This window comes from Solibaculum mannosilyticum, assembly GCF_015140235.1.
Classification (GTDB): domain Bacteria; phylum Bacillota; class Clostridia; order Oscillospirales; family Acutalibacteraceae; genus Solibaculum; species Solibaculum mannosilyticum.
Map to the genome: position 1 here is coordinate 1,357,972 of NZ_AP023321.1, position 25,634 is coordinate 1,383,605.

Annotated in this window: 33 protein-coding genes; 25 read left to right on the forward strand and 8 right to left on the reverse strand. The window is 48.9% G+C overall.

Features of this window, described 5'->3' with window-relative positions:
* Nucleotides 1–4 precede the first annotated feature (4 nt).
* Together C12CBH8_RS06415 and C12CBH8_RS06420 are read left to right on the forward strand one after the other, a co-directional pair.
* A complete protein-coding gene (locus tag C12CBH8_RS06415; protein ID WP_099322047.1) occupies nucleotides 5–388 on the forward strand; it encodes a winged helix-turn-helix transcriptional regulator in 384 nt (127 codons plus the stop codon).
* A 17-nt stretch (nucleotides 389–405) separates the two neighbouring features.
* Nucleotides 406–816, forward strand: a complete 411-nt coding sequence (locus C12CBH8_RS06420; RefSeq protein WP_099322048.1) for a GNAT family N-acetyltransferase — start codon at nucleotides 406–408, stop codon at nucleotides 814–816.
* Between the two features lie 608 nt (nucleotides 817–1,424).
* On the opposite strand, the gene C12CBH8_RS06425 is transcribed toward C12CBH8_RS06420, so the two are convergent.
* From C12CBH8_RS06425 to C12CBH8_RS06450, 6 genes are all read right to left on the reverse strand, one after another.
* Complete coding sequence (locus tag C12CBH8_RS06425) at nucleotides 1,425–2,516, reverse strand: tyrosine-type recombinase/integrase (RefSeq protein WP_215532785.1); 1,092 nt, start codon at nucleotides 2,514–2,516, stop codon at nucleotides 1,425–1,427.
* Between the two features lie 151 nt (nucleotides 2,517–2,667).
* A complete protein-coding gene (locus C12CBH8_RS06430) occupies nucleotides 2,668–2,877 on the reverse strand; it encodes a helix-turn-helix domain-containing protein (RefSeq protein WP_215532786.1) in 210 nt (69 codons plus the stop codon).
* Entirely contained in the window at nucleotides 2,870–3,235 is a 366-nt protein-coding gene (locus tag C12CBH8_RS06435; protein WP_215532787.1) for a DUF2442 domain-containing protein, read from the reverse strand. Before C12CBH8_RS06435 ends, C12CBH8_RS06430 begins: the two co-directional genes overlap by 8 nt.
* A gap of 36 nt (nucleotides 3,236–3,271) precedes the next feature.
* Nucleotides 3,272–3,532, reverse strand: coding sequence for a DUF4160 domain-containing protein (locus C12CBH8_RS06440; RefSeq protein ID WP_215532788.1), 261 nt, complete (start codon nucleotides 3,530–3,532; stop codon nucleotides 3,272–3,274).
* Nucleotides 3,533–3,800: 268 nt separating this feature from the next.
* Nucleotides 3,801–4,094, reverse strand: coding sequence for a hypothetical protein (locus tag C12CBH8_RS06445; protein WP_215532789.1), 294 nt, complete (start codon nucleotides 4,092–4,094; stop codon nucleotides 3,801–3,803).
* 304 nt (nucleotides 4,095–4,398) lie between these two features.
* Nucleotides 4,399–4,998: a helix-turn-helix domain-containing protein gene (locus tag C12CBH8_RS06450; RefSeq protein WP_215532790.1), complete on the reverse strand. Its 600-nt coding sequence runs from the start codon at nucleotides 4,996–4,998 to the stop codon at nucleotides 4,399–4,401.
* A gap of 154 nt (nucleotides 4,999–5,152) precedes the next feature.
* Between C12CBH8_RS06450 and C12CBH8_RS06455 the strand changes: the two genes are divergently transcribed.
* Nucleotides 5,153–5,374 (forward strand): helix-turn-helix domain-containing protein, encoded by a 222-nt coding sequence (locus C12CBH8_RS06455; protein ID WP_215532791.1) that lies wholly within the window; start codon nucleotides 5,153–5,155, stop codon nucleotides 5,372–5,374.
* A gap of 41 nt (nucleotides 5,375–5,415) precedes the next feature.
* Here C12CBH8_RS06455 and C12CBH8_RS06460 read toward each other — a convergent pair whose 3' ends face one another.
* Both C12CBH8_RS06460 and C12CBH8_RS06465 read right to left on the reverse strand, forming a co-directional pair.
* Entirely contained in the window at nucleotides 5,416–6,075 is a 660-nt protein-coding gene (locus C12CBH8_RS06460) for a hypothetical protein (RefSeq protein WP_215532792.1), read from the reverse strand.
* 213 nt (nucleotides 6,076–6,288) lie between these two features.
* A complete protein-coding gene (locus tag C12CBH8_RS06465) occupies nucleotides 6,289–6,672 on the reverse strand; it encodes a hypothetical protein (protein WP_215532793.1) in 384 nt (127 codons plus the stop codon).
* A gap of 91 nt (nucleotides 6,673–6,763) precedes the next feature.
* Here C12CBH8_RS06465 and C12CBH8_RS06470 point away from each other — a divergent pair, with 91 nt between their 5' ends.
* The 22 genes from C12CBH8_RS06470 (at nucleotide 6,764) to C12CBH8_RS12055 (ending at nucleotide 25,593) form a co-directional block, all read left to right on the forward strand.
* Nucleotides 6,764–7,075 carry a hypothetical protein gene (locus C12CBH8_RS06470; RefSeq protein WP_215532794.1) on the forward strand — a complete coding sequence of 104 codons (312 nt, stop codon included), beginning with the start codon at nucleotides 6,764–6,766 and terminating at the stop codon, nucleotides 7,073–7,075.
* Between the two features lie 14 nt (nucleotides 7,076–7,089).
* The gene (locus tag C12CBH8_RS06475; protein WP_215532795.1) at nucleotides 7,090–7,365 is read left to right on the forward strand and encodes a hypothetical protein; all 276 of its coding nucleotides are present in this window, start codon (nucleotides 7,090–7,092) and stop codon (nucleotides 7,363–7,365) included.
* A 50-nt stretch (nucleotides 7,366–7,415) separates the two neighbouring features.
* Nucleotides 7,416–7,778, forward strand: coding sequence for a hypothetical protein (locus tag C12CBH8_RS06480; RefSeq protein ID WP_215532796.1), 363 nt, complete (start codon nucleotides 7,416–7,418; stop codon nucleotides 7,776–7,778).
* Nucleotides 7,768–8,940, forward strand: a complete 1,173-nt coding sequence (locus tag C12CBH8_RS06485; RefSeq protein ID WP_215532797.1) for a DUF2800 domain-containing protein — start codon at nucleotides 7,768–7,770, stop codon at nucleotides 8,938–8,940. The genes C12CBH8_RS06480 and C12CBH8_RS06485 overlap by 11 nt, the downstream gene beginning before the upstream one ends.
* 75 nt (nucleotides 8,941–9,015) lie before the next feature.
* Nucleotides 9,016–9,582: a DUF2815 family protein gene (locus tag C12CBH8_RS06490; protein ID WP_215532798.1), complete on the forward strand. Its 567-nt coding sequence runs from the start codon at nucleotides 9,016–9,018 to the stop codon at nucleotides 9,580–9,582.
* 56 nt (nucleotides 9,583–9,638) lie between these two features.
* Nucleotides 9,639–11,618, forward strand: a complete 1,980-nt coding sequence (locus C12CBH8_RS06495) for a DNA polymerase (RefSeq protein WP_215532799.1) — start codon at nucleotides 9,639–9,641, stop codon at nucleotides 11,616–11,618.
* 12 nt (nucleotides 11,619–11,630) lie between these two features.
* The gene (locus C12CBH8_RS06500) at nucleotides 11,631–14,030 is read left to right on the forward strand and encodes a virulence-associated E family protein (protein WP_215532800.1); all 2,400 of its coding nucleotides are present in this window, start codon (nucleotides 11,631–11,633) and stop codon (nucleotides 14,028–14,030) included.
* 256 nt (nucleotides 14,031–14,286) lie between these two features.
* Nucleotides 14,287–14,559: a PDDEXK family nuclease gene (locus tag C12CBH8_RS06505; protein WP_215532801.1), complete on the forward strand. Its 273-nt coding sequence runs from the start codon at nucleotides 14,287–14,289 to the stop codon at nucleotides 14,557–14,559.
* On the forward strand, nucleotides 14,556–15,932 hold the full coding sequence (locus C12CBH8_RS06510; RefSeq protein ID WP_215532802.1) for a DEAD/DEAH box helicase: 1,377 nt from the start codon (nucleotides 14,556–14,558) through the stop codon (nucleotides 15,930–15,932). The genes C12CBH8_RS06505 and C12CBH8_RS06510 overlap by 4 nt, the downstream gene beginning before the upstream one ends.
* A 46-nt stretch (nucleotides 15,933–15,978) precedes the next feature.
* Nucleotides 15,979–16,260: a dATP/dGTP diphosphohydrolase domain-containing protein gene (locus C12CBH8_RS06515; protein ID WP_215532803.1), complete on the forward strand. Its 282-nt coding sequence runs from the start codon at nucleotides 15,979–15,981 to the stop codon at nucleotides 16,258–16,260.
* Between the two features lie 347 nt (nucleotides 16,261–16,607).
* Complete coding sequence (locus C12CBH8_RS06520) at nucleotides 16,608–17,009, forward strand: sigma factor-like helix-turn-helix DNA-binding protein (protein ID WP_215532804.1); 402 nt, start codon at nucleotides 16,608–16,610, stop codon at nucleotides 17,007–17,009.
* Nucleotides 17,010–17,454: 445 nt separating this feature from the next.
* The gene (locus C12CBH8_RS06525) at nucleotides 17,455–17,919 is read left to right on the forward strand and encodes a KGG domain-containing protein (RefSeq protein WP_215532805.1); all 465 of its coding nucleotides are present in this window, start codon (nucleotides 17,455–17,457) and stop codon (nucleotides 17,917–17,919) included.
* Nucleotides 17,864–18,652 (forward strand): PBSX family phage terminase large subunit, encoded by a 789-nt coding sequence (locus tag C12CBH8_RS06530; protein WP_215532806.1) that lies wholly within the window; start codon nucleotides 17,864–17,866, stop codon nucleotides 18,650–18,652. The genes C12CBH8_RS06525 and C12CBH8_RS06530 overlap by 56 nt, the downstream gene beginning before the upstream one ends.
* A gap of 510 nt (nucleotides 18,653–19,162) precedes the next feature.
* Nucleotides 19,163–20,596: a phage portal protein gene (locus C12CBH8_RS06535; protein ID WP_090265979.1), complete on the forward strand. Its 1,434-nt coding sequence runs from the start codon at nucleotides 19,163–19,165 to the stop codon at nucleotides 20,594–20,596.
* Complete coding sequence (locus C12CBH8_RS06540) at nucleotides 20,583–21,608, forward strand: minor capsid protein (RefSeq protein ID WP_215532807.1); 1,026 nt, start codon at nucleotides 20,583–20,585, stop codon at nucleotides 21,606–21,608. Before C12CBH8_RS06535 ends, C12CBH8_RS06540 begins: the two co-directional genes overlap by 14 nt.
* A 146-nt stretch (nucleotides 21,609–21,754) precedes the next feature.
* A complete protein-coding gene (locus C12CBH8_RS06545; RefSeq protein WP_215532808.1) occupies nucleotides 21,755–22,363 on the forward strand; it encodes a phage scaffolding protein in 609 nt (202 codons plus the stop codon).
* Nucleotides 22,364–22,381: 18 nt separating this feature from the next.
* Entirely contained in the window at nucleotides 22,382–23,344 is a 963-nt protein-coding gene (locus C12CBH8_RS06550) for a major capsid protein (RefSeq protein WP_215532809.1), read from the forward strand.
* A gap of 12 nt (nucleotides 23,345–23,356) precedes the next feature.
* The gene (locus C12CBH8_RS06555) at nucleotides 23,357–23,545 is read left to right on the forward strand and encodes a hypothetical protein (RefSeq protein ID WP_215532810.1); all 189 of its coding nucleotides are present in this window, start codon (nucleotides 23,357–23,359) and stop codon (nucleotides 23,543–23,545) included.
* Nucleotides 23,546–24,301: 756 nt separating this feature from the next.
* Complete coding sequence (locus C12CBH8_RS12050; RefSeq protein WP_090265991.1) at nucleotides 24,302–24,760, forward strand: HK97 gp10 family phage protein; 459 nt, start codon at nucleotides 24,302–24,304, stop codon at nucleotides 24,758–24,760.
* On the forward strand, nucleotides 24,760–25,185 hold the full coding sequence (locus tag C12CBH8_RS06565; RefSeq protein ID WP_090265993.1) for a phage tail terminator family protein: 426 nt from the start codon (nucleotides 24,760–24,762) through the stop codon (nucleotides 25,183–25,185). Before C12CBH8_RS12050 ends, C12CBH8_RS06565 begins: the two co-directional genes overlap by 1 nt.
* Nucleotides 25,175–25,348 (forward strand): hypothetical protein, encoded by a 174-nt coding sequence (locus tag C12CBH8_RS06570; protein ID WP_246441324.1) that lies wholly within the window; start codon nucleotides 25,175–25,177, stop codon nucleotides 25,346–25,348. The genes C12CBH8_RS06565 and C12CBH8_RS06570 overlap by 11 nt, the downstream gene beginning before the upstream one ends.
* The gene (locus C12CBH8_RS12055; RefSeq protein WP_390488914.1) at nucleotides 25,342–25,593 is read left to right on the forward strand and encodes a hypothetical protein; all 252 of its coding nucleotides are present in this window, start codon (nucleotides 25,342–25,344) and stop codon (nucleotides 25,591–25,593) included. The genes C12CBH8_RS06570 and C12CBH8_RS12055 overlap by 7 nt, the downstream gene beginning before the upstream one ends.
* The last annotated feature ends 41 nt before the right edge of the window (nucleotides 25,594–25,634 follow it).

Here is a 25,634-nt window from a genome sequence, read left to right on the forward strand (position 1 = left end):
GACAATGTATAAACCAAAACTTGAAAAAGATATTAGGTGTCCACTTGAATATGGTCTTGAGATTTTCGGTGGAAAATGGAAGTCCCGTATTATTTGTGTACTGGCAGAGAAAAAAACATTGCGGTATAGTGTGTTGCGTGGAGAAATGAGCAATATCACGGATGCTGTACTGGCTGCAACTCTGAAAGAACTGTTAGCAGACGGGATTGTGTTTCGTCAACAATTTAATGAAATACCACCACATGTAGAATACAGTCTAACGGATAAGGGAAAATCCGTTGTACCGATTCTACAAAGTATTTGCCAGTGGGCGGGAATTTATCATCACGAAAACACAGAATGCTCACTACCACAATGTCAAAAATGTGATTATCATAGTAAAAAATAAAACAGGAGATGTTTAACATGATTACTTATACTGATGAAAAGAAATTTACTCAACAATCCATACAAGATTTATTCCTTTCTGTGGGTTGGTTATCGGGAAAATATCCCTCCCGTTTATACAAAGCATTGCAGAATTCTTCTACGGTTCTAACTGCTTGGGATGACAGCCAGCTTGTAGGATTAGTGCGGATTTTAGACGACACCGAAATGATGGCATATATGCACTATGTTCTGGTTCACCCTGATTATCAAGGGCAGGGAATTGCCGGAACATTAGTAGAAATGGTAAAAGAAAAATACAAGGACTATCTGTATATTGAAGTCATGCCAGAAGAAAGAAAAAATGCTGCTTTTTATGAAAAACACGGCTTTCAACTCATGAAAGATGGTGTTGCCATGCAGTTGTGTAATTTTTCTAACCAATTCTGATAAAAAACATAATAGGCAGTTGAGAATATCAGTTGCTTAACTGTCTTAATTATTCGGAATAGTGGCGGCTGCCATTGTCTTATTTGCTTCTTTATTAACCATGAGCATTCAGCAAGGGTTCCTTACAAAAAATAAGAGGTGAGCAACCATTGTATATTTTGCAGATTTCAGATTTACATATAGCCCATGATACTCACATATAGGTACTTTAAAGGAAAAGCTAAATTCCTTAGTAACAATGTTAAAACAGCATATTTCAGAAGACAGTAGTATTGCGTGTTGTATATTAAATGCTGCCCCTGCCAATTCCTGATGTGACCGTCAATACCCGGAAGGGAGTATTTGTCAACTACGCCCCAGCAGAAATCGCCGGATAAAAACAACAAAAAAGGCAAGTGTTCTTACAGCTTTTCAAATGCTATAAGAACACTTGTCGTGGTCCGAGTGACAGGAGTCGAACCTGCGGCCTCTTGAACCCCATACTTTTTTCAACGCCATGTTGTACCAATTTATACCCTGCTAGATCGCATGAAATGGGGCTTTTTCATTTCACGACTAACTGTATTATAGCGAAAAACGAGCTGAAATGTCGTAGTAAATTCAAGCTGTTATAGGACATCTTTTAACGCTTCCCGCAATGTATCGATCTCATTGTGAACATAGATTTCACTGGTCATTTTGATGTCTTTATGCCCCATTATCTTCTGGATTGTGTAGATGTCTACGCCAGCACGGCGCAACCTCGTACCGTATGTATGCCTTAATTCATGCGCCGTCAACATTGGTATTTCTGGGTATTCTCTGTTAAGATTTTTCATGAAGCGATTTAGACGCCGGGACCACGTATTAGGATGTTGAGGCCCTCCATCCCAGCCTGGAAACAGATACCCATCTGTCTGACATCTCCACTGTAACACAGAGATAGCTTTTTCTGATAATGGGTTAGTCCTATAGCTATCCCATTTGGGAGGATTGATCAGTACCCCTCCTCCCTGCTTGTCTGTAATGGATCTGTTAACCGATAATGTTCTATGTGTCAAATTTATGTCTTGACTGGACAACCCCAAGAGTTCCCCACGACGCACTCCTGTCTCCAGCAATACAATTACTTCTGGCATTCGAGTTAGTGCATACTCTTCTACCAGATCAATCTGCTCATCCGTATAGACGCGTTTTACTGTCTTCTCTGCAATCGATGTATAAGATACTCGTTTTGCAGGATTTTTGTAGCACAGATCATTGTCAATAGCCGTTTCAAATATCATATTCAAACACATTCGAATTTTACTTAAACCTGACTCAGATAGATTCGCTTTTGTAGCATAGAACTCCTTGATATCAATAGGCCGGATCATTGTCAAGGGCGCACCCCCAAAATACGGTATAAGATGGTTATAAACCGTATTTTTGTAGGTGAAACGATAGGTATTTTCGTCTACCTCTCCCCTCTTATATGTTTCCAACCATCTGATCGCCCACTGGCCGAAGGTGACATCTTTTTCTACAAACGTGTTTCCGGTCAGGTTGGCGATCTGCATATCCTGGATATACTTCTGCCCTTGCCGGCGGGCATCATCCTTACTGACATGGCTGTAGAATGATTTCCGGATGGGGCTGCCATCCATCTTTTTCCCTACGGTCATCTTGACTTCATAGAGACCATTCGCCCGGTTTGGCTGTTCTTTTTTCTTTCTTGGCATTGTACCTTACCTCCTAAAAATGGGCATAAGAATGCCCGGGGCTTGATATCCCGGGCTTATCGTGGTACAATGTAATTGTTAGGTACTTGTACTTGGATAGGCCCAGGCTTATCCACCAGCCGCTCTCCTGCGCCAACAGGAGGGCGGCTTTTTATTTTTGGGGCACAATCTCTAACGTGTACCCTAGGGCAGCTGCTATCTGTATGAGAGTGCTGATTTGAGGCTCCGCTTTTTTGCTCTCTAATCTCGCTATTACTGACTGTGTGTATCCACATTCGTCCGCCAGTTTCTTCTGCGTCCAGCCTTTTGATTTCCGTATCTCGGTGATTGTATCAATCAGGGCAATACATTGGTCAGACATTCGTAGCCCCTCCTACTGGGACACTATCAATATAGCAACTATCTGAGCAAAGATCCACTTTGTTATTCCAGACTACATTACTATCTACATTAGGGTCTATGTCCCAGCATACATCATTACAATCATCAAGATATACACGACGGAAATTATCCCAGTCCAGAAGCGATTCAAATACCGTCCCCGGCTCCAGCAAGGGCTTCACATCATAATTTCGCTTCTCGCCGCCCTCAAAGGTAAGTGTCAATGTGAAATCTCTATTGGGTTCAACTGCCACCATCCTTTTGCGCCCATTTGAAAAATACACAGCAGCGGCGTGGCTAAAACCTTTTGAAAGATAATATTCTATACTTTTGCTCATCAAATCACCTCCGTGTTTGGTAGAGGAGTGAGCCGCTTATTTCAGCGGCTCAATTGCAAACAATTCTTGCTTTTTTACTGCCAATTCCCAGTTCTCCATCAGTTCGTCTTGATGGAAAGCCGCCCAGCCCAACAGCATCTTTAGCTGTTTGTTTGGTATCTTTCCTTCCAGCACCTCTATATCATTGATGGAGACTATCACTTCTTCGCCGCCGTATGTCGCGTGGAAATGCGGTGGCATATGGTCACGCCAGTTAATATAAATTTTGATCCCGCGAAACATACATATTGTTGGCATTTTATCTCCCCCTTTCAATTATATTATAGCATATTCGCTATAATATATCAATAGCAAATTTGCTATTTTTAAAACTAATTATTTCCCGGCACAATTTAGACACAACCGCCGCTTGCCCGAGTCTAGCGCGTCTTGCAGGATACCAGATGCCTGCGCCTTATCTCTGATGTGATAGCACGACGGATCGGAGTGATATACGCTCCCCCCCTGCCGTCCAATAATAAGTATACCCATCGTCTTGCACCAACAGGAGGGCGGCTTTTTTTATTTACTTGAATTTTCTAAGATTTTCTTGAGCTTTTGTCAAGGCTATCTGCGTACTTTCATCCTCAACTTTTTCAGCACCACGGTACACGTACTTAATAGCCTTTACGGTGTTGTAAGTTGCATCATAGGCTGCTTCTACACTATCAGTCAACTGTGACTTGTTATTGGCTACGGCATTCTCCTCAATATACTTGTATACAAATTGCCCATAGTACATTGATCTTTCCATAATGTCGTTGCTTTCATAAAAATTATCCATATGTTCTATAAGATAATCAAATGCTTCTCCCCACAAAACTTCAGCATCTTCTTCTGAAATATTTTTTGCATCATCGATCGCCTTCAGTAAAATTTCATCTTCATGCGCAGTGCTTCCTTCTTCAGCAGAAGATTTAGCTGGATTCCACCCATATTCAATAGAGATATCATGCTGTTCAGAAGTTTGATTGTCTGATGCTTTTGAAGAGACAGAAATAGAACTAGATATTGTAGTAGATGAACTGGATAAAGTATAATAATTTCGGAGGATGTAAATGCATAACCCGCTATTCTTTCTCCGCTTCCCTGTTTAGAGTTTCCAGCTCTAAACGGGGATTTTTTTATTGCTCATCCTCTTGCTGCTTCAAGTAATCCTCAATAGCCTGATTGACTTCGGCATCGGTAGGTTGAGCAACTCTTAACTCTCGCTCTTGTCCAACCGTGAAGCCCAGCTCTTCCAGCTTCTCATAGACTTCTCGTGTGACCAGATCGTAACCTACTATCTTACCGTCAGAATCATACACCGCCACACGTACGATATCCTCATTACCGTTTTCATCCTGCAGTGATGTTACTTCACACATTCTTTCCCCTTTTTTGCCGGCCTCTTGGGTTTGTTCCCTTCGGTTGGCTGGATTGTTGAGGATATAATCTGTATAGCTGTCCACTTGATCTTTACCAGTCTCATTTAGGGACTGGTATTTTTTTATAAGTGCCTTACTCCTTTCATCCATTATTTCATCTTGAGAAGCACTCAAGATGTAGTTCGGGGTAATTCCTAATACGCCACAAATTAATTCAATAGTATCTGGATCTGGCTTATTTTGATCATTTTCCCAATTACTTACAGAGTTGTGTTTAGCTCCTACTAATTTGGCTAGTTCCTTTTGTGTATATCCTTTTTTTTGACGAGCTATTCTCAACTTTTTCCCAAAAGTCATTTTATCACCTCATATCTATAAATTAATTATAGCATACAATTTCGAAATTACAAGACGAAAATTCGATTAAATCGAAATATTTATCTTGATATTTCGAAATAATCGACTTATAATATAGTTGAACTTCGAAATAATCGAAATTGGAGGTGGCGACATGTGCGTAGGAGAAAAAATAAAAAAGCACCTTGACGAAAATGGTATTACCCAAAAAAGTCTAAGTAAACGAACTAATATTTCAACATCGAAGCTCAATCTTTCTTTGAAAGGAAAACGACGGCTTACTTTTGAGGAGTATGAAGTCATCTGCTGGGCGTTAAACGTAAATACAGACTTTTTTATTCAACCAAAGCAACCAACCATTTCGAAAGCGAGCTAAAAGAAAAGCCTCCGCACAAATGCGGAGGCCAAAGTTAAAGCTTATTCTGTTGCGAACCAAATTCCACCATCGTTACGCTCTAAGAATACGACGTTGGGGGAATCTCCCTCATCAATAAGAGCGGGGACATAACCGTCTATCTCACCACCAGCATATACGTCAGTTAACGCCGGTTCCAATCCTGCGACAGAAACAAAATCGTCGTATTTCACGCCGCTTTTACTGACGAAATCAAACAGCGCGTTATTGAGGTTTATTTTCTCATCATTTGCACTATCTAATGCATTGATGTGGAATTTCACCAAGATATACTCTTTGCCAGATGGAGCTTCATCGTTAAAGCGATTTCCTTCTTTGACGATTGCAGCGGCTTCTTCCCCACGTACGACTTCGGTGACGGTTAACTCAACTGTATACTGGTCAAAAGTGGTGCCCATACCGTCAAATGTAACGGTTTCTCCAACGGCTATAGGGTTTTTCCGAGTTCCTTCCTTCGGCGCTTCCGAGCTCACAGGAGCTGTAGAAGATTCCTCAGCGGTAGACGAAGCAGGAGCAACAGATGATGCGGGAGAGGATGAAGCCACAGTAGTGGCAGATGATGCATTACCAGTGGGAGCGGCAGAAGATTCACCACCAGAGGTACATGCAGACATTGACAGTGCTACAGCTAGACAAGCGATAACGGGAAAAATCTTTTTCATTTTAGTTCTTCCTTTCTTTTTCGATTATAATTCTTATTTTACACACCAAAAGAGAAAATTTCAACAAATTTTTTTACCAAAAAGAAAAGCCGCTCCACAAGGGAGCGGTGAAAGGAGGGAAAAATAATGGGACCGAGTAATGGACAAGTAGTAGCTTTAACTCTTTCGGTCATTGCTATGATATTTGCGATTCTTGCGGTAGTCATGCGGTTTTCAATGTAAGTCAAATCCAAAGAACTGGCACAAGAAACTGGAAAGAGCAATAGCGATAGCGAGCAGAGAAACCATAAGAGTAATTCTGTTCCACCGCTTGGTATAACGCATGTTTCGCTCATCAGCGTCTTTTCGCTCTTCTCTTTCTGTTTGTACTTCGGATTTAATGCCATTCACATTGGAGTTAATGGAACTAAGATGTTTTTCCATTTTACTGATATTTTCCATATGCTTAATTTTTCGATCTGCTTCAAAGTTGATATCTTCTTGTAGTTGTTCAGAAAAGTTAGACATTTCATTGCCAGTATTGATAAGAACTTGAGATAATTCGGTAAAATCTTGTTCAATTGAAGAAAATTCAAATTCATCTATTTTGTGAGGCATGTTTTCACCTCCTCTCTAGTGAAATTCTATCACTATAAGGAGAGAAATTCAATCCGTCTCACAAAGAAGCAATGAAAGGAGATAAACCCAAATGAGTACAAACCTAACAATCCCGCCGGTAATTATGTGGCAGTATGAGCAGCTGTATAACCTGGTGGAGTACCAGACGCAGGACGGCCTGTTGACCGCCAAGCAGGTGGCGGAATTCTTACATAAGGATCCGGCGTGGCTGTTGCGCGCCACCTACGACGGCATGTGCCCCTTTGCATTTGGAAGCAATAAGGGTGTAGGCCGTGGGACAAGCTGTTTCCACTCCCTCCCCTTTTTCTTCTATATGACACAGGGAAACTTGTTCCGAGCAGCGACCGATAAGGACAGTCTCCCCGAACTATTACAGATATAAGGAGGTGACAATCAATGTGGGCAAGCAACCTACTAATTGCCGTGCTGGGTGTTAGCCTGCTGGTGGTATTGGCAGTTGTATTGGCCCTAGTGGCCGAGATCATCCGGCAGGCGGTACTCGGCAGGCAAGACCGGCCCATTATCCATAGTGCTGACGAGCTGGCCAAAAAAAGAGCCGCCCGCGATGCTGGCACATCGACGAGCGGCAGGTCCAGCGCAAGCACTGAAATACTACACTCCCATTATAGGGAGAACGAAAGGAAAAAGTCAAGATGTTTGAAATCAAGATAACCGGCAACAGCGCTGCCGAGGCGCTGGCCGACTTGGCCAAGCTGGCCAAAATGACGGGGCTATCTGTGACCCCTGTTGAGGATCGGAGCAAGCCGGAGCCTCCAGCCGAAACTGTCCAGGAGCGTCCGCACCAATCTGAGGCGTCCGAGCCCGTGACCGAGGCCACACCGGAATCCGAGGCCCTCGCTGGTGACTGGGAGCCTGGTGGCGGCGAGGCTGTGGAGGAGCCCTCCCCCGGCCCGGCCCTTACCCCGGAAATTGTCAGAGAGGCTGGCATTAAAGCCTCCAGAGTCCATGGAAAGCCCGCCATTCGGGCTATCTTCCAAGAGCTTGGCATCTCCGGCTTTACAAGTATGCTCCCCGAGCAGTACCCCGAGTTTATGAGAAAGCTGGGTGAGCTCAATGCCAAGTGACCATGCCTTGCTGGGCCCGTCCAGCGCACACCGCTGGCTCAACTGCACCCCGAGCGCCCGCCTGGAGGAGGGCCTGCCGGACACCGGCAATGCCTACGCTACCGATGGCACCCTGGCCCACCGCCTGGGTGAGCTCCTGCTGCGGGCAGAGTATGAGGGTATGGACATCACCGAGGAGCTGGCCGAGGTCCAGGCAGACCCTCAATATTCCAGCGCCATGCTGGAGCACATGGAGGACTATGTGGCTTTTGTGGGCGAGTGCTATGCCGATGCAAAGAGCCATTGCCCTGATCCGCGTATCTTTGTGGAACAGCGCATTGAGGTCTCCGAGTATGTCCCGGACGGTTTTGGCACCGCGGACTGCGTCATCATTGCGGACGGCCTCATGGATGTCATCGACCTCAAGTATGGCTCCGGCATCCCCGTGAGTGCCGAGGACAACCCCCAAATGAAGATCTACGCCTTGGGCTGCCTGCTGGCGTTCAGCCTATTCTATGAGATTACCGCCATCCGCATGACCATCTACCAGCCCCGATTGGACAGCATTTCCACTGCTGTCATTGACCGGGGCAACCTGGAGACATGGGCGGCGGAGTACCTAAAGCCCCGGGCCGCTCTAGCTTATGCTGGCGAGGGCCCCTTTGCCCCGGGGGCGGCGACCTGTAAATGGTGCAAAGCCGGGGCCACCTGCAAGGCCCGGGCAGAGTACCAGCTTGAGCTGGCCGCCAAGGATTTCCAGAACGCCGCCCTCATGGACAATGATGAGATTGCCGAGGTTCTGGAACGGTTGCCGGGTCTGCTGTCCTGGGCAAAGCAGGTCAAGGAGTATGCGGAGGACGCCGCCATCAACCACGGCGAGAAATTCCCTGGTTTCAAGGTGGTGGAGGGCCGTGCCAACCGCCGCTATGTCAATGAAGGGGCAATTGCCCGGCGCCTCAAAAAGGCCGGCTTTGCCACCGCTGACATCTACAAGCCAAAGGAGCTGCTGGGCATCACCGCCATGGAAAAGCTGGTTGGCACCAAAAAGCTGGCCGAGCTGGTGGGCGGGCTCATTGAAAAGCCCGCAGGCTCCCCCACGCTGGTGCCCGTGAGCGACAAGCGCCCGGAGCTGAACACCGCCGCTAAGGCCGCAGAGGACTTTGCGGACGATATACCCCAATGAGGCGCCGCCATGGCCGAGAAGGTCACCGAAATCTGCGAGAACATCCGCAAAAATTTGTAAAGGAGTAAAAACGCTATGTCTAATACTACTATCCAGCCTACCAAGGTCATTACCGGCAAGTGCCGCCTATCTTATTCCCATGTGTGGGATCCCGTCAGCATTGACGGCAATTCTGATCCCAAGTATGGCGCCTGCATCATCATCCCTAAGAGCGACAAGGTGACCATCAAGAAGATCAAGGCCGCTGTGGATGCCGCCATCCAGGAGGGAATCAAGTCCAAGTGGAAGGGCAAGAAGCCCGTCAACCTCAAGCTACCCCTGCGTGACGGCGATGAGGAGCGTCCCGATGATGAGGCCTTTGCTGACTGTTACTTTCTCAACGCCAACAGCAAAACCGCTCCCGGCATTGTGGATCTGGCCAAGCATGAGATCATGAGCACCTCTGAGGTGTATAGCGGCTGCTACTGCCGTTTTTCCACCAACTTCTATCCCTTCTCCACCTCTGGCAACAACGGTGTAGCCGCTGGCCTCAACAACATCCAGAAGGTGGCGGACGGTATGCCTCTGGGTGGTCGCAGCCGTGCGGAGGATGATTTTGACGATGACTATGAGGGCGATGAGGACTTTGATGACCTCGACTAAAACCCGGGGTTCCGCCACCGACCAGGCGGCGGGGCCCCCGCCATAAGGAGGGCAACATGGAAAAAGCAACCTATGCCAAAATTATGGCCATTGATATTGAGACTTTTTCCAGCGTGGACTTGACGGCCACCGGCGTCCGCCCCTACACCGAGGCGGAGGATTTTGAAATCCTCCTCATTTCCTACAAGGTGGATAACGAGCCCACCCGGTTGCTGGATCTGGCTAGTGGAGGCATCACCGGGAGCACGGAGTTCATGGCCCTACTGACAGACCCCGCTGTGCTGAAAACGGCATACAATGCCGCTTTTGAGCGCACCTGTCTGGCCCGGTGGTTTCAAACGCCTATGCCCCCGGAGCAATGGAACTGCACCATGGTGCTGGCTGCCAATCTGGGCCTGCCAGGCACCCTGGCCGCAGCCGGTGCCGCTCTGGGACTGGACAAGCAAAAAATGACCGAGGGCAAGGAGCTCATCGCATACTTTTGCAAGCCCTGCAAGCCCACCAAAGCCAACGGCGGCCGCACCCGTAACCGCCCGGAGGATGCCCCGGAAAAATGGGAGCTTTTCAAAAAGTACAACATCCGGGATGTGGAAGTGGAGGTGGACATCCGCCAGCGGCTCTCTGGCTTTTACATCCCCGAGGCCGAGCAGCTAGCCTGGCAGCAGGACCAGCACATTAATGACCTGGGTGTCCGGGTAGATACGGTGCTCATGCGCCAGGCCCAAGAGCTCAGCAATCAATACACCACCCGCCTCACCGAGGAGGCCCGGGAGATCACCGGCTTGGATAACCCCAACAGCGCCCCGCAGCTCAAGCGCTGGCTCGCAGAGCACGAGGGCATTGAGGTCCCAAGCCTCAACAAGGAAGCCATGCCCAAGCTTAAGAAACAGGTGCAGAGTCCCGAGGCCTGCAGGATGCTCACCATCCGCTCCGAGTTGGCCAAGACCTCCGTGAGCAAGTATGAGGCTATGGAGCGAGGCCTGTGCCAGGATGGCCGGGTGCATAACCTTCTCCAATTTTATGGGGCCAACCGCACCGGCCGCTGGGCAGGGCGGCTGGTGCAGGTGCAAAACCTTCCCCAGAACAAGCTCAAAGACCTGGACCTTGCCCGGGAGCTGGTACGAAATGGGGAGTTTGACCTGTTAGAAATGTTCTTCGGATCACCGCCCTTTGTCCTCTCCCAGCTCATCCGCACTACCTTCATCCCCTCCGAGGGCTGTCGGTTTATCATTGCCGATTACAGCGCTATTGAGGCCCGGGTGATTGCGTGGCTGGCCAATGAACCGTGGGTGCTGGAGGAGTTTAAGGGTGACGGCCTCATTTACGAGGCCACCGCCGCCATGATGTTCCACAAGGTCAAGAATGACATCAAGAAGGGCGGCCCCCACGCCGATCTCCGCCCCAAGGGCAAGGTGGCCACGTTGGCCTGTGGTTACCAGGGCGGAGTGGGCGCTCTCAAGCGCATGGGCGCATTGGAGAGCGGCATCCCGGAAGAGGAGCTGCCGGGCATCGTCAACCGCTGGAGGCGGGCCAACCCGCATATCGTCCGCTACTGGTACGATGTGGAGGATGCCGCCATCCGGGCGGTGCAGGGGGAGCGGGTGGCTCTCCGACACGGTGTCAAGTTCTTCTGTGAGCGGGGCTATTTGTTTATTCAGCTCCCCTCCGGGCGCCGTCTGGCCTACTTCCACCCCCGTCTGGAGCCCGAACCCAAGTTTAACAAGGAGAGCATCACCTACATGGGGGTGGACCAGGAGAAAAAGACCTGGTCCCGGCTCAAGACCTACGGCGGCAAGCTGGTGGAGAACATCGTCCAGGCAACCGCCCGGGACTGCCTCCGGGACACCATGCGAGCGCTCTGGACTGCCGGCTATGAAATAGTGTTCCATGTCCATGATGAGGTCATTATTGACGCCCCTATTGGCCAAGGCTCTCTGGGCGGGGTGCTGGAGATCATGGCCAAAAGCCCAGCTTGGGCTTTTGGCCTGCCTCTCAAGGCAGCTGGCTTTGAGGCTTCATTTTATATGAAGGATTAAGGAGGAAACGCCATGAAACTACAATATGACGGCCCTATCACACTGGCCGTTGGCGTCTCCCGGACTACTGCCCAATGGAAGAACAAGACCATGCAATGGGGTGAGTTTCTGGACATCATCAAGGAGACCACCAAGACCCGAGAGACCCTGGCTGAATATCTCAAAATGCCCAAGAATAAACAGGACGCCATCAAGGATACGGGCGGCTTTGTGGGCGGCTGGCTCAAGCAGGGACGCCGCAAGGCGGAAAATCTGGAGCACCGTTCCATGCTCACCCTTGACGCCGACTTTGCCACCATGGACCTTCTGGAAAGCCTGTCCATGTTCTATGGTTGTGCTGCGGCAGCCTATTCTACTCATAAGCACACATCTGAGGCCCCACGGCTACGCCTGCTGGTACCTCTGACCCGGCGGCTTTCCGGGGATGAGTACCAGGCGGCAGCCCGGATGCTGGCCTCTGACCTGGGGATGGACCTTTTTGACGATACCACCTACCAACCCACCCGGCTCATGTACTGGCCCAGCACCTCGGCCGACCAGGAGTATTATTTTGACTACGCTGACGGCCCTTGGTTGGATCCGGATACGCTCCTGGGACGATACCCAGACTGGAGGGACGCATCCTATTGGCCGGAGAGCAGCAGGGCCGCCACGGTCCGCCACACGGCCGCCAAGCACCAGGGGGACCCCACGGCTAAGCCTGGTGTGGTGGGTGCTTTCTGCCGCACCTACGATGTAGAGCAGGCCATTGAGCGCTTTCTGTTGGACAAGTATGTCCCCTGTGAGATGCCCGGGCGCTACACCTATACAGGCGGCTCCACGGCGGCGGGCCTGGTTATCTATGACGGCGGCCTGTTCGCATATTCCAACCACGCTACCGACCCGGTGAGCGGCCGCCTGTGCAATGCTTTCGACCTTGTCCGTTTCCATCTGTATGGGGAGCAGGACAGCGAGGTCGCAGAGGACACCCCGGCCAACAAGCTACCCTCCTACACAGCCATGGTGGAGCTGGCCCGCAAGGATGAGGCCGTCAAGTTGACCATTGCCCGGGAGCGCATCGAGCGGGCCCGGGCGGACTTCGATATCCCGGATGAGGACACCGGCGATTGGATGGCCCAGCTGGAGGTGGACAAAAGAGGCCTCCCCCTCCAGACCATCCAAAATGCTTATATCATCCTCTCCAATGACCCCTTGCTCAAGGGCACCCTGGCCTTTAATGCGTTCAAGGACCGGCTGGTCTGCATCCGCAGCCTGCCGTGGAAAGAGGTGCAGGATCCCATAAACGGTGATGCCTGGACAGACGCCGATGACAGCGAGCTCCGGCGCTATATTGAGCTGGCCTATCACATCACCGGCAAGGAGCGCATCATGGACGCTGTGAGCAGCGTGGTCAGGAGCAACACCATCCACCCGGTCCGAGACTTCCTCCGGAGTCTGGAATGGGATGGCACGGAACGCTTGGACACTTTGCTGGTGGACTATCTGGGGGCGGAGGATTGCCCCTATACCCGGGCAGTCACCCGCAAGGCGTTCACGGCCGCCGTGGCCCGCATCATGTGCCCCGGGTGCAAGTTTGACTATGTGCTCACGCTGGCAGGCCCCCAAGGCCGGGGTAAGTCCACCCTCATCAATAAGATGTCCTGCGGCTGGTACACGGACAGCTTGGCCGGGATCGGCACCAAGGAGGCCTATGAGGGCATACAAGGCTTTTGGCTGGTGGAGCTGGGCGAGCTGGCGGCCATGAAAAAGACGGAAATTGAGGTCACAAAGAATTTTATTTCTAAGCAGGTAGACAGCTACCGAGCCCCTTATGGGCGCCGAGTGGAGGACCACAAGCGGCAATGCGTCTTTTTTGGCACCACCAACAGCACTGCCTTTTTGCGGGATGACACCGGAAACCGCCGTTTCTGGCCCGTACGTCTGGGCGGGGAGCTCTCGGCCCTCACCGTCTGGGATGACCTCACCCCTGAGCTGGTCCGCCAGCTTTGGGCGGAGGCCGTCATCCGCTATGAGGAGGGCGAGCCTCTCCATCTCTCCAAAGAGCTGGAGGCTGTGGCCAGAGAGCAACAGAGCGAATTTACTGAGGATGACCCCCGGGCGGGGGAGGTGCAAGCCTTTCTGGATCGTCTACTCCCCACAGACTGGGCTGAAAAAGACCGCATCGAGCGCCGGGCGTGGTTTTCAGATGATTTTGGAGCCGTCCAAGGCACTTGCAAGAGAATGTCTGTATGCGTGGCCGAGGTCTGGAATGAGTGTTTTAAGAGTGACACTGGGCGTCTGTCAAGGCAGGAGAGCCAGGCGGTAGCGGCTATTTTGCGCCGTATGCCTGGATGGACCGAGGAAAAAGGGCGGCAGCGCTGTGGCATATATGGCCTGCAAAAGCGCTTTCGCCGTGTATCAGATGGAACGTGAATGTATCAAATGTATCAGGTGTGTGTGCGAGGTTGTATCACTTGTAACAGTCATGTATCACCTGCTGTGATACGCGAGAATCCCAGACGCCGTAAGGCTTTTTGATAGTTTGTATCACTTGTATCACTTATTTTTCATTGAGGTATAAAAGTATTAAATAGAGATAGTGGCACGCGCACACGCCACGCGCGAGGGATTTAATAGACCCAAGTGATACATTGATACAAGTGATACAACGGACAAGAAAGGTAACCCAATGGAAAAAGATATCGAGAGCTATCTGCGAAAACGGGTCAAGGCGGCCGGTGGCCTCGCATTGAAATTGGTTTGTCCCGGATGCACCGGGGTACCGGACCGCCTCATCCTTTTACCGGGTGGTCGGGCCTACTTCGCAGAGATCAAAGACACCGGTGAGACCCCGAGGAAACGGCAGCGCCGGGTGCATAAGATTTTGAGAGACCTAGGCTTTTGGGTGTTCGTACCGGACAGCAAGGCAGCCGTGGATGAGATGTTAAAGGAGATCCTATGAAGTACACCCCATATGAGTACCAGCAGTTTTGTGAGGACTTCCTGCTAGACAAGCCCGCTGCCGGTCTCCTGTTGGACATGGGCCTAGGCAAAACGGTCATCACCCTCACCACGGTGGCCCGCTGGATGTACGACCGTTTTGAGATCAACAAGGTTTTGGTGGTAGCGCCGCTACGAGTAGCAGAGGACACATGGATCAAAGAAAGCGCAAAGTGGGACCACCTCCAGGATCTTCGCGTGGTGCGTGTCCTGGGTAGCGAGGCCCAGCGGATCCGGGCACTCCAGACGGACGCGGACATCTATTGCATCAACCGGGAAAACATTCCGTGGTTGGTGAAATACTACGGAGCCGCCTGGCCCTTTGATGGGATGGTGCTGGATGAGCTGTCCAGCTTCAAAAATCCCAGCTCCAAGCGTTTCAAGGCCATGCGGAAAGTGCGGCCCCTCATCAAGCACATTGTTGGGCTGACCGGCACTCCGAGTCCTAACGGGCTCATCGACCTGTGGGCCCAGATCTATCTGCTTGACCAGGGTGACCGCTTGGGGCGGACGCTGACCGAGTACCGAAACCGATATTTCAACCCCGGCCGCCGCAATGGCTATGTGGTCTATGACTGGGTACCAAAGCCCGGAGCAGAAAATGAAATTTACAGTAAAATCTCCGACATCTGCGTGAGCATGAAAGCCTGCGACTACATCAAGCTGCCGGAGCGGGTAGATGTGGTCCACACGGTCAAGCTGGACGATGAGTCCCAGGCGGCCTATACCGAGATGGAGAAAGAGGCGGTGCTGGAGCTGGACCCTGGCGAGGTGGTGGACGCCGGCACCGCGGCGGTGGTTTCCAACAAGCTGCTACAAATCTCCAACGGTGCTGTTTATGATGGGGACGGGAAAGTCCACCCCATCCACCACGCCAAGCTGGACGCCCTGGATGATGTTATTGAGGCCATCAACGGCCGGCCGGTGCTGGTGTTTTATTCTTTCCAGCATGACCTGGAGCGGATTATGCGCCGTTTTCCCCAGGCCAAAAAGCTGGAGGGGTCTGCGGAGATTGACGCTTGGAACAGGGGCGAGATCCCCATGCTGCTGGCCCACCCGGCCGGAGCCGGCCACGGCCTCAACCTCCAAGCGGGAGGAAACCATATCGTGTGGTTTGGACTGACCTGGTCTTTGGAGTTGTACCAGCAGGCCAACGCCCGCATCTACCGCCAGGGCGCGAAGGGTGAGCGAGTCACCATCACTCACCTGGTAGCAAAAGGCACCATTGATGAGGAAGTGATGAGATCATTGGCCGGGAAAGCCACCAAGCAGGACGCCCTGCTGGAGGCAGTTAAGGCTCGAGTTAAGAAATACCGAGAAGGACATAACGCATAATGAATTACAAAACCTCGAACGATATCATCAGAAAGGATGATCAATCATGGACGGCCTCAAATATGACCAGGACAAGCCCAGACTGGATCTGGTGCCTCCTGAAGCGATTATTGCCATTGGGCACGTTATGACTTATGGAGCGCAGAAATACGCTCCCGACAGTTGGAGAGGCGTGGAGGCACACCGATATGTAGCGGCGCTACTGCGTCACCTGATGGCTTATCAATCCGGAGAGTCGACCGATGTAGAGAGTGGGTATCCGCACTTGTGGCATGTACTGACCAACGCCGCATTTCTGGTGGCTCTTGGGGGTGATAACGATGGCTGATGCGAGATACATACTACTAGATATATGCCGTCGCGCAGAGATCGAGCGGTGGCAACTCGCCAGACTCCTGTGCGTTGGGCCATCTACCCTCAACAATTGGATGGGCGGTCGTAAGCAACCGGGAGATGAGCGGATAAGGGATATCAAGGCTATTGCGTCATTGACCGCCCGCGAGATCAATCAGCGTCTTGCTGATCTAGATCGTCCTCACACGGTGCGACAGCACATTGTATATCGTAACGGTAAGATGTATTGCACTGTCAAGCGTTGCATATGGCGGACCCAGGAGGGTGTCTGCCCCGGTGCTGGATGCCTAATGAGTAATCTACGGAGAGGAGCACGTAACAATGACCGCTAAGGAGTATCTGAGTCGATATCTTGCCGCCAACCGTGAGATTGATGCCCTGCTTGATCAACGGCAACAGTTGTGGGATACAATAACGCGCGTAACAACGACACTGCACTCTGATACTGTCCAAGGGGGTCAACCTGTTTCTGCTAGCGAGGCGCTCTCAAATTTTATGGATCTCGAAAATATGATCTTTGAAAAAATTACAGCACTTACCGTGATTATGCTCGAGGTGGAACAAACTATACACACTGTTGACGATGACAAACATCGCCAAATCTTACGGCTGAGATATATTGGCGGTAAGACATTCGAGGAAATTGCGGATATTATGCATTATAGTTGGCGCCAAATCTGCCGTATACACGGAGATGCTCTACAGTCCATAAGGATGTCATAGTATGTCATAGCATGTCATATTGATCCTGTGATATCATTAAGCTAGAAGAAATGGGACAAATACTCTTCCATGTTACATCTCCTTTCTTTGTTGACCGCCGGGCATCTTCTCCCCCGGCGGTACATATGCGGTAGGCGAAGCCAGCCAACCATAGGGGCCAGGGAGGTCGCTCCTCCCATACCGCGCACTACAATGTGGCTCCTGGGTAGCGCCTAGGAGCCACACATCATCAGAGGTTAGTGGATTACCCTTTGATGATGAAATCCACTCCCGCCCTTGCCATTAAGAGGGCGGTACTATGCGGCGCATAGTGTGATTTCCGGGATCCCAACTTGGGAATCAATCTGGTGCAAATCCAGTTCGCCGCTCCAACAACATCCTTTCTTGCCGGCCTCCAGTGTAACAGCTGGGGGCCAAAATTATGCCAATTTTGAGGTGGTGAGGCTTGGCAATTAATCAGCAAAACTTAATACCACAAGCACAACGAAGCCCGGAGGAAGCCCGAGAAATGGGACGAAAAGGCGGAAAAGCGAGTGGGAAAGCACGCCGCCGAAAAAAAGATATAAAACAAAAAATGAAGTTGCTCCTTTCCCTACCGGCAGCTGCTAACGACCGAGAAGAATTGACCATTATGGGAGTAGATCCAGATGATATGGACAACGAAATGGTACTTGTCAAGTCATTGTTTTTGGCTGCCGCCGATGGCGACACTAGGGCGTTTGACCGTATCATGGATCTAGTCGGCAAAACTGTCGCCCGAGAAGAACTGGCGATAAAAAAAGAAGAACTTAAAAAGAAAACAACGCCCTCCAACGGGGCGTTAGAAGACTTAATAGTAGGACTGCAGGAGGACAATGATGGTCTACACGCCCAAACAACGGGGCCTCATGATGCGCTGGAAACAGAATAGGCTGCATCGCTTGAACTTGCTGGAAGGCTCTGTATCCTCGGGTAAGACTTGGATCTCGTTAGTTTTATGGGCTTTTTGGGTAGCAACAATGCCAAAGGATAAGCTCTATCTGATGTGCGGGAAATCCCTCACCACGCTCAAGCGCAACTGCCTTGTACTGTTGGAAGAGTTAGTTGGGTCGTCCAATTTTGTATTTTCTCTTGCGTCCAAAGAAGGCTATTTGTTTGGCAGGAGAGTTCTTTTGGAAGGCGCAAATGACGCACGCAGTGAGAGCAAAATCCGGGGCCTCACATTACAAGGAGGCTATTGTGATGAGCTGACACTCTTCCCCAAGGATTTTTTTGCGATGCTACTATCACGCCTTAGGGTACCGGGTGCAAAATTGATCGCCACGACTAACCCAGACAGCCCAAAACACTGGCTCATGCAAGAGTATATCAATCGTGCAAATGATATAGATTTGCTTGACGTGCCATTTTTGTTGGATGACAATACAACACTTGACCCGGAGTATGTTGCAGCGATCAAGCGTGAGTACACCGGTGTGTTTTATGACCGTTTTATCTTAGGCCGATGGGTGGCAGCAGAAGGTCGTATCTACGACATGTTCGATGAGGCAAAAAATGTAGTTCCTTCTATCGATCGACCATATACTGCATATTATGTTTCTATGGACTATGGCACACAGAATCCAACCGCTATGTTGCTTTGGGGGAAGTATAGCAATGCCTAGTACGCGATTAGAGAATATTATTATTCAGGCAGAAATGCTAAAAGACAAAAGACAGATGAAGAATACTACAAAGACTTAGAGACGTTTGCGGGAGGATTACCGATCAAGTCGGTTATCATAGATCCATCGGCGGCGTCTATGATCGCGTGTATTAGAGCGCACCACAAATTCCGAGTACGATCAGCCGATAATACTGTAATTGATGGAATACGTAACACGGCAACGGCATTAAGTACGCAGTCGATTATGATCTGCGATTGTTGCACAAATACACTAGCCGAAATCGAATCATATGTTTGGGACGAAAAGGCTTCCCTACGTGGGGAAGACAAGCCAGTAAAAGAGAACGACCATGCGATGGACGCGATGCGGTACTTCTGCCAGACTGTGCTTCGCGGCCCAGTATTTGATTTTATATAGCGAGGAGGAATTGATACGTTTAGATTCTGGCCTGGTGAAACTGAAACAACGCATATCAATGGCATCATACAGGCAGGCGCATCTACTAGGATGACGGATCTGCGATTCTTGGAACGCGAAATTGAGAGCTGGAAACTATCTCCGAAACGCAAGATGCAGATACTGGGCGAGAAATACTATAATGGCGAACACGATATTTTACACCATCACCGTATGGTTATAGGCCCAGGAGGCAAATTGCAGCCTGTGCATAATCTCCCCAATAGCAGAATTGTAGATAACCAATACGCCAAGATGGTCGACCAGAAAGTCAATTATCTGTTAGGCAAGCCCCTAACATTCGATACGGATGATAAGGCATATGCATTGGCTTTGGCAGATATATTCAATCAACAATTTTACCGCCGATTCCGCCTCTTAGGGGAGGACTGTCTGAATGGTGCAATTGGTTGGCTCATGCCATACTATGACACAGAGGGACAATTTCGGTTCCGGCGTTTTGAGCCATATGAGATTTTGCCATTTTGGGCAGATAGCGAACACACGTTGCTGGACGCCGCAATCCGTCTATATGAAGTGGAAAGCTATGAAGGCGAGTCCAAACGCATCATAGAGCATGTCGAAGCCTACACATATCGTGGCATCTACTATTATCTGCGGGAACACGGTACTCTAGTGCCAGAAGAGCCGTACTATACGCCTTACGCCGTTATAGGAGGCGAGCCTGTTAATTGGACGCGTATCCCTCTCATCCCCTGGAAATATAACGCCAAAGAGATCCCATTGATTAGACGGGTCAAATCGTTACAAGACGGCATCAATCTGATGGAATCAGCGTTCCACAACGGTATGCTGGAGGATCCTCATAACACCATTATGGTGCTGGTCAATTATGATGGGACTGATCTCGGAGAATTCCGTCACAACTTAGCAGTATACGGCGCGGTTAAAGTTCGGGATGATGGTGGGGGCGCTAAAGGCGATGTAAAAACGCTTAGCGTACAAGTTAACGCTGAAAATTACAAGGCCATTCTAGAACTGCTCAAAAAAGCATTAATTGAAAATGCTCGTGGGTATGATGCTAAAGACGATCGTCTGTCAGGTAATCCTAACCAGATGAATATCCAGTCTATGTACAGCGATATTGACCTAGATGCCAACGGTATGGAAACCGAGTTTCAAGCATCCTTTGAGCAATTATTATGGTTTGTGAATGTGCATCTGGCTAATACCGGCGTAGGAAATTTTGAAAATTCGCAAGTTAAAATAGTGTTCAACCGCAATGTACTTATTAACACCACCGAACTGATCCAGCAGTGCCGCGATAGTGATGGCATCATTAGCATACGTACTCTTCTGGCACATCATCCGTTTATTGATGATGTGGATGCAGAATTATCGCAAATAGAGGAAGAAAAACAACAAAACCTAGAAACTTATGGAGAGTTCCCGCTTCAAGTCAATACCGAGAAACAGAATAATCAGAAAAACGATCAAAAGGTAAATGACAATGAAGAACACTGATTATTGGCGTAGCCGCATGGGACAAGTTATGTCATCTGAATTGGATAACGCTGATAGGGTATGTGCAGATATCCGAAAAGTATACCGGGAAGCGGCCAAATCCTTACAAGATGATATCCGTGCCTGGTACAGCAAATTTGCAAAGGACAACCAGATATCGTATTCTGCCGCAAAAAAGAGGCTACAAGCTGGCGAATTAGAAGAATTCCGCTGGACAGTCGAAGAGTACATACGCCGGGGGCAAGAAAATGGCATATCGGCTGATTGGGAACGACAGTTGAAAAACGCTAGTGCGCGAGTACATATTAGCCGATTGGAGGCACTACAAATACAATGTTATCAACACGCATATGAGGCATCTTGTAATTTGCTTGACAAATTACAAGCATTGCTCCACAAGATATACGCTAATATGTATTATCGTAATTGCTTTGAGGTGCAAAAAGGGATCGGACAGGGCAGCCCGTTTGCGCATATAACAACCTCAGTAATTGATAAGATATTATCTAAGCCTTGGACAGACGATGGGATAGAGTTTTCAGCTCGTATCTGGTCTGACCGTGCTAAGTTGGTTAGCCAGTTGCGTACTAAGCTCCCTCAGTCATTAATTAGAGGGGAACCCCCTGAGAGGCTGGCACAACAGATGGCAAAATTATTTGACACGTCACAGAGCAACGCACTTAACCTAATTCAGACGGAGAGCGCACATTTTGCAAATCAAGCGCAATCCGATAGTTTTGCTGAACTTGGAATAGATGAATATGAGATCATAGTGGCACTTGATGATGCAACATGCCCTATTTGCGGTGATATGGATGGCCGTAAATTTAAATTATCTGATGAACAACCGGGCATTAACTCCCCCGTATTCCATCCGCGCTGCCGTTGTTGCAAAGCGCCTGTTGTGGATGATCTTATAGGAGAGCGTATTGCTCGAAACGCAAAGAGCAAAACTTATTATGTCCCAGCCAACATGCCCTATAAGGAATGGCGGCATAAATATGTTGATTAGGGCAGTCCCTTGGGGCTGCTCTTTTTTCATATCATTTTCCCCGGCCTTGGCGGGGATCTATAAGTACCAAGGGCACCAAGCGCGGCTGACGTAACCGCGCATCTATAAGCAAAACGTCGTTTAAATATGGTGTGAAAGGACACATATTGGAACTGCTTGAATTTTTGACCGGCCTGTTTGGCGAGAACCAGACCATCACTCTAGACAATTTGAAAACCGCCGTGTCTCAAAATAAAGACGTCAAGTTTGTGGACTTAAAAGACGGCGGCTATGTGGATGCGGGTAAGTATAATGACGTGGTAAAAGATCTGAACACGGCAAACCAAACCATCAATACCCTGCGAAATACCGCAAAAACCTACGAAGGTGTAGACGTGATGGGATTGCAAACAGAACTCGCCCAACTTAAAGACAAATATGACCAAGACATTAAACAGCAAAAGATCGATGCAGCAATTGCTTTGGCGTTGACTAAGGCTGGAGCAATTAATGTAAAAGCGGCGAAAGCATTATTGGAAATTGACCCAGAAAAAGCTGAATTCGATGGAAACGGCGAATTGAAAGGGCTTACAGAAAAATTGGAGGCCCTAAAAACCGCAGAGGATAGCAAAATGTTATTCCAACAGGCTACTAAGCCTGAAATCAAGGGATTTGACCCGGCAGAGGGAATTACTGATACTGACGGCATCCAAGAACCTGCAACCTTAGCCGAGGCCATCAAATTATCATTAAGCGCCCAATCGGACGCTAATTAACGAAAGGACGGATATATTATGCCCGTAACATTAGCCGAAGCAAAGAAAAATACACAGGATAAATTGGCAGCAATGGTGATCGACGAATTCCGAAAATCTAGTTTTTTGATGAACAATATCACTTTTGACAATTGCGTTTCCCCTCAGGGGGGCGGGGCCACTATGACTTACACTTATATCAGACTGCTTACCCAGCCCACAGCAGCTTTCCGCGAAATCAATAAAGAATACACTCCGCAGGAAGTCACCAAAGAGCGACATTCTGTTGATCTTAAAGTATTCGGCGGATCGTTTGAAATTGACCGCGTCATCGCAGATATGGGCGGCGTAGTCAATGAGGTGACACTGCAAATGCAGCAGAAAATTAAAGCCGCCTCTGCATTGTTCAACGATACTGTTATCAATGGTGATTCTGGCACTGATAGCAAGGCATTTGATGGACTGGAAAAAGCTCTGGCAGGATCAAGCACTGAGTATACCCCTACTGCAGCAATTGACTTGTCCACTTCGGACGCAGTAGATAAGAACTATAAGGTATTTTTGGATGTGCTTGATGAGTTTTTGATGGGCTTGGATGGTACTCCATCTTTTATCGGTGGCAACCTTAAATTAATTGCTAAAATTCGTGCCTGTGCTCGCCGCGCCGGGATGTATCAGACCTCCCGTAATGATATCGGGCAGCAAATTGAATCCTACGGCAACATTCCTCTGGTCGACCTTGGCGCAAAGCCTGGCACTAATGACCCTGTAGTACCTATTGGCACAGACGATAGTCTTGGCCTTACTTCCCTCTATGCAGCTCGTTTCGGCCTAGATGGGTTCCACGCCGTTAGCCCTTCTGGCACATTGCCCGTAAAACAGTGGCTGCCAGATTTTAACACTGCGGGAGCAGTCAAAAAAGGCGAAGTAGAAATGATCGCCGCCGTAGCCCTCAAAGCTACGAAATCCGCAGGCGTCTTGCGAAAAATTAAAGTGTCGTAAGGGGGGATAAACATGGCTAAAATTTATGCGCCCAACACAGAATACACAGGGGTATCGGCGTCAGTGCCCTTTTTGCGCGGTGTTGGAGAATCAAATAACTTTGAACTGCTTAACTGGTTCCGCGAACATGGATACACTGTTGAAGACGAACCGAAGCAAGACATCCAGCAGCAAAAAACCGAACAAAGCAAAAAGGGGTAATGATTATGTGCGGAGATCCATGTGGACAACTGTTGGAAGATGCAGAATTACAGTTGGCCGCTTATGGATATAGTGACATAACTGGTGCCAACCTAATTACATTGCGAAATATTGTCAAAAGGACAGTGTCCAGCATATGCAATCAATGTAATGTGCCTGAGATGCCTGGGGGACTCTACTACGTAGCCCTTGATCGGATATGTGGTCAATATCTACAACAGGATATTGGCCGCATGCAAATGGACACAGAAGGTACTGACAGACCCGTACAGTCTATTTCGGAAGGTGACACCAGCATTACTTTTTCTAGTGATACGTCTAAAGCTGAGGCATTGTTGCAACGATTGTTGACAAGTGGAGCCGATGAAATTGCAAAATATAGGAGGCTGGCATGGTAACGCACGCAGCAAGATTGGCAATCGAGTCTCTATATGATTGTACAGCCGACGTGTATGAATATCGCCCTCAAAAAGGATCTGGCTCAAGCATAACAACCTATTGTGAGACCCTTGTATACACGGCTATCCCCTGCCGCCTCTCTTTTGGCAGTACAAGTTCTACGGACAATTCGGGAGAGGCCGCCAAAATACAACAAACAGTCAAGCTATTCATCGCGCCTGAAATTAATATTTTAGCAGGGTCTAAGATCGTTGTAACAGGACGTGAACAATCTACTGCTTATTGTTGTAGCGGTAAGCCCGCAAGGTATGACACTCACCAAGAGATAACGCTAGATCTGTTCGAGAGGTGGGCTTAATGCGATGGGGCCGTTGCGATTTTTCTCAGTTGAGGGAATTGCGGGATAGAATAGAGCGCTTATCCCGTGTGGATTTTGATGTGTTTTGTCGGCAGATTGCCAATGATCTAGCCAAGAGATTACTATCAATGACGATACGTCGCACTCCTGTAGGGAAATACCCGGCAGGATCGGGCAAAACAGGCGGTACCTTACGTCGTGGCTGGGTCGTATCACGCGTCAAAAAGACAGGTAATTACTATGAGATTACAGTGTCCAACTCAGTATTATACGCCATGTATGTAGAATATGGGCACCGGCAAGAACCGGGTAGATACGTCCCAACTATTAACGCCCGCCTCAAAGCCTCTTGGGTGCCCGGTAAATTTATGTTGACAATATCAACAAAAACACTGGAGCGACAAATACCACGGCTCATAGAACGCAAATTACGGGCCTATCTAGAGGATGTGTTTTGATGACAGATATAATTGTGGAAGCCATCGGAGTGTGCATACAATCTGCCCTTGGTGATCTGCCAGTTATATTTGATAATGTAGAGCAGAATTTGGATCCTCCTTGCTGTATTATACAATTGCTCGAAAACACATACGAGCCAAAACTATCGGGGCGTGTATACCATACACGCCCTTTTGATATTTTGTATTTTTCGCCAGAGGAATCTGGGATACAACAATTGCACTATGTATCTCAGATATTGATGTCAGCGTTGGAGTGGATACAAGTCTCAGATGGGCCATTACATGGCACATCCATTCGATCAGAAATTGTCGATGGTGTGTTGCACGTCTTTGTAGATTACAACATTTTTACCAGGAAATTCCACACTGAAGACCCAATGGCGGGAATTGATTTTGATGGAGGGATCAAAATTGAAAAATGACGAAAAGTCCAAATATACCAAAGAGCAATTGGTTAATGCCGATAAATATCGTCATAGCAAAGACTTGTTAAATGCCCTGTTGGATGCAGATAAATTATACAGTCACGATGACGTAGAACAATTAACCAAACGGTTTTTGAAAGGTAAGGTGAAGGCATGTTAGGCGGCGGAACATTTCTTACTCAAAACAAAGTATTGCCTGGTAGTTATATTAATTTCGCCAGTACGCAGAAGGCGTCAGCACAATTATCTGATCGAGGCATCGCAGCATTGGCGCTTGAGCTGGACTGGGGGCCGGATGACAAAATATTCGAGGTGGATTCTAGCGCATTTTCTAAAGATAGCCTTAAATTGCTTGGCTATAGATCAACGCACGAAAAGATGAAAGGAATGCGCGACTTATTCTAGGGTGCCCGAACTGCATATTTATACAAACTCAATTCTGGGGC

Coding starts and splice junctions, on each gene's coding strand:
- C12CBH8_RS06415 (WP_099322047.1), top strand. CDS start 5: ATGTATAAACCAAAACTTGAAAAAGATATTAGGTGTCCACTTGAATAT.
- C12CBH8_RS06420 (WP_099322048.1), top strand. CDS start 406: ATGATTACTTATACTGATGAAAAGAAATTTACTCAACAATCCATACAA.
- C12CBH8_RS06425 (WP_215532785.1), bottom strand. CDS start 2,516: ATGCCAAGAAAGAAAAAAGAACAGCCAAACCGGGCGAATGGTCTCTAT.
- C12CBH8_RS06430 (WP_215532786.1), bottom strand. CDS start 2,877: ATGTCTGACCAATGTATTGCCCTGATTGATACAATCACCGAGATACGG.
- C12CBH8_RS06435 (WP_215532787.1), bottom strand. CDS start 3,235: ATGAGCAAAAGTATAGAATATTATCTTTCAAAAGGTTTTAGCCACGCC.
- C12CBH8_RS06440 (WP_215532788.1), bottom strand. CDS start 3,532: ATGCCAACAATATGTATGTTTCGCGGGATCAAAATTTATATTAACTGG.
- C12CBH8_RS06450 (WP_215532790.1), bottom strand. CDS start 4,998: ATGACTTTTGGGAAAAAGTTGAGAATAGCTCGTCAAAAAAAAGGATAT.
- C12CBH8_RS06455 (WP_215532791.1), top strand. CDS start 5,153: ATGTGCGTAGGAGAAAAAATAAAAAAGCACCTTGACGAAAATGGTATT.
- C12CBH8_RS06460 (WP_215532792.1), bottom strand. CDS start 6,075: ATGAAAAAGATTTTTCCCGTTATCGCTTGTCTAGCTGTAGCACTGTCA.
- C12CBH8_RS06465 (WP_215532793.1), bottom strand. CDS start 6,672: ATGCCTCACAAAATAGATGAATTTGAATTTTCTTCAATTGAACAAGAT.
- C12CBH8_RS06470 (WP_215532794.1), top strand. CDS start 6,764: ATGAGTACAAACCTAACAATCCCGCCGGTAATTATGTGGCAGTATGAG.
- C12CBH8_RS06475 (WP_215532795.1), top strand. CDS start 7,090: ATGTGGGCAAGCAACCTACTAATTGCCGTGCTGGGTGTTAGCCTGCTG.
- C12CBH8_RS06480 (WP_215532796.1), top strand. CDS start 7,416: ATGACGGGGCTATCTGTGACCCCTGTTGAGGATCGGAGCAAGCCGGAG.
- C12CBH8_RS06485 (WP_215532797.1), top strand. CDS start 7,768: ATGCCAAGTGACCATGCCTTGCTGGGCCCGTCCAGCGCACACCGCTGG.
- C12CBH8_RS06490 (WP_215532798.1), top strand. CDS start 9,016: ATGTCTAATACTACTATCCAGCCTACCAAGGTCATTACCGGCAAGTGC.
- C12CBH8_RS06495 (WP_215532799.1), top strand. CDS start 9,639: ATGGAAAAAGCAACCTATGCCAAAATTATGGCCATTGATATTGAGACT.
- C12CBH8_RS06500 (WP_215532800.1), top strand. CDS start 11,631: ATGAAACTACAATATGACGGCCCTATCACACTGGCCGTTGGCGTCTCC.
- C12CBH8_RS06505 (WP_215532801.1), top strand. CDS start 14,287: ATGGAAAAAGATATCGAGAGCTATCTGCGAAAACGGGTCAAGGCGGCC.
- C12CBH8_RS06510 (WP_215532802.1), top strand. CDS start 14,556: ATGAAGTACACCCCATATGAGTACCAGCAGTTTTGTGAGGACTTCCTG.
- C12CBH8_RS06515 (WP_215532803.1), top strand. CDS start 15,979: ATGGACGGCCTCAAATATGACCAGGACAAGCCCAGACTGGATCTGGTG.
- C12CBH8_RS06520 (WP_215532804.1), top strand. CDS start 16,608: ATGACCGCTAAGGAGTATCTGAGTCGATATCTTGCCGCCAACCGTGAG.
- C12CBH8_RS06530 (WP_215532806.1), top strand. CDS start 17,864: ATGATGGTCTACACGCCCAAACAACGGGGCCTCATGATGCGCTGGAAA.
- C12CBH8_RS06535 (WP_090265979.1), top strand. CDS start 19,163: ATGACGGATCTGCGATTCTTGGAACGCGAAATTGAGAGCTGGAAACTA.
- C12CBH8_RS06540 (WP_215532807.1), top strand. CDS start 20,583: ATGAAGAACACTGATTATTGGCGTAGCCGCATGGGACAAGTTATGTCA.
- C12CBH8_RS06550 (WP_215532809.1), top strand. CDS start 22,382: ATGCCCGTAACATTAGCCGAAGCAAAGAAAAATACACAGGATAAATTG.
- C12CBH8_RS06555 (WP_215532810.1), top strand. CDS start 23,357: ATGGCTAAAATTTATGCGCCCAACACAGAATACACAGGGGTATCGGCG.
- C12CBH8_RS12050 (WP_090265991.1), top strand. CDS start 24,302: ATGCGATGGGGCCGTTGCGATTTTTCTCAGTTGAGGGAATTGCGGGAT.
- C12CBH8_RS06565 (WP_090265993.1), top strand. CDS start 24,760: ATGACAGATATAATTGTGGAAGCCATCGGAGTGTGCATACAATCTGCC.
- C12CBH8_RS12055 (WP_390488914.1), top strand. CDS start 25,342: ATGTTAGGCGGCGGAACATTTCTTACTCAAAACAAAGTATTGCCTGGT.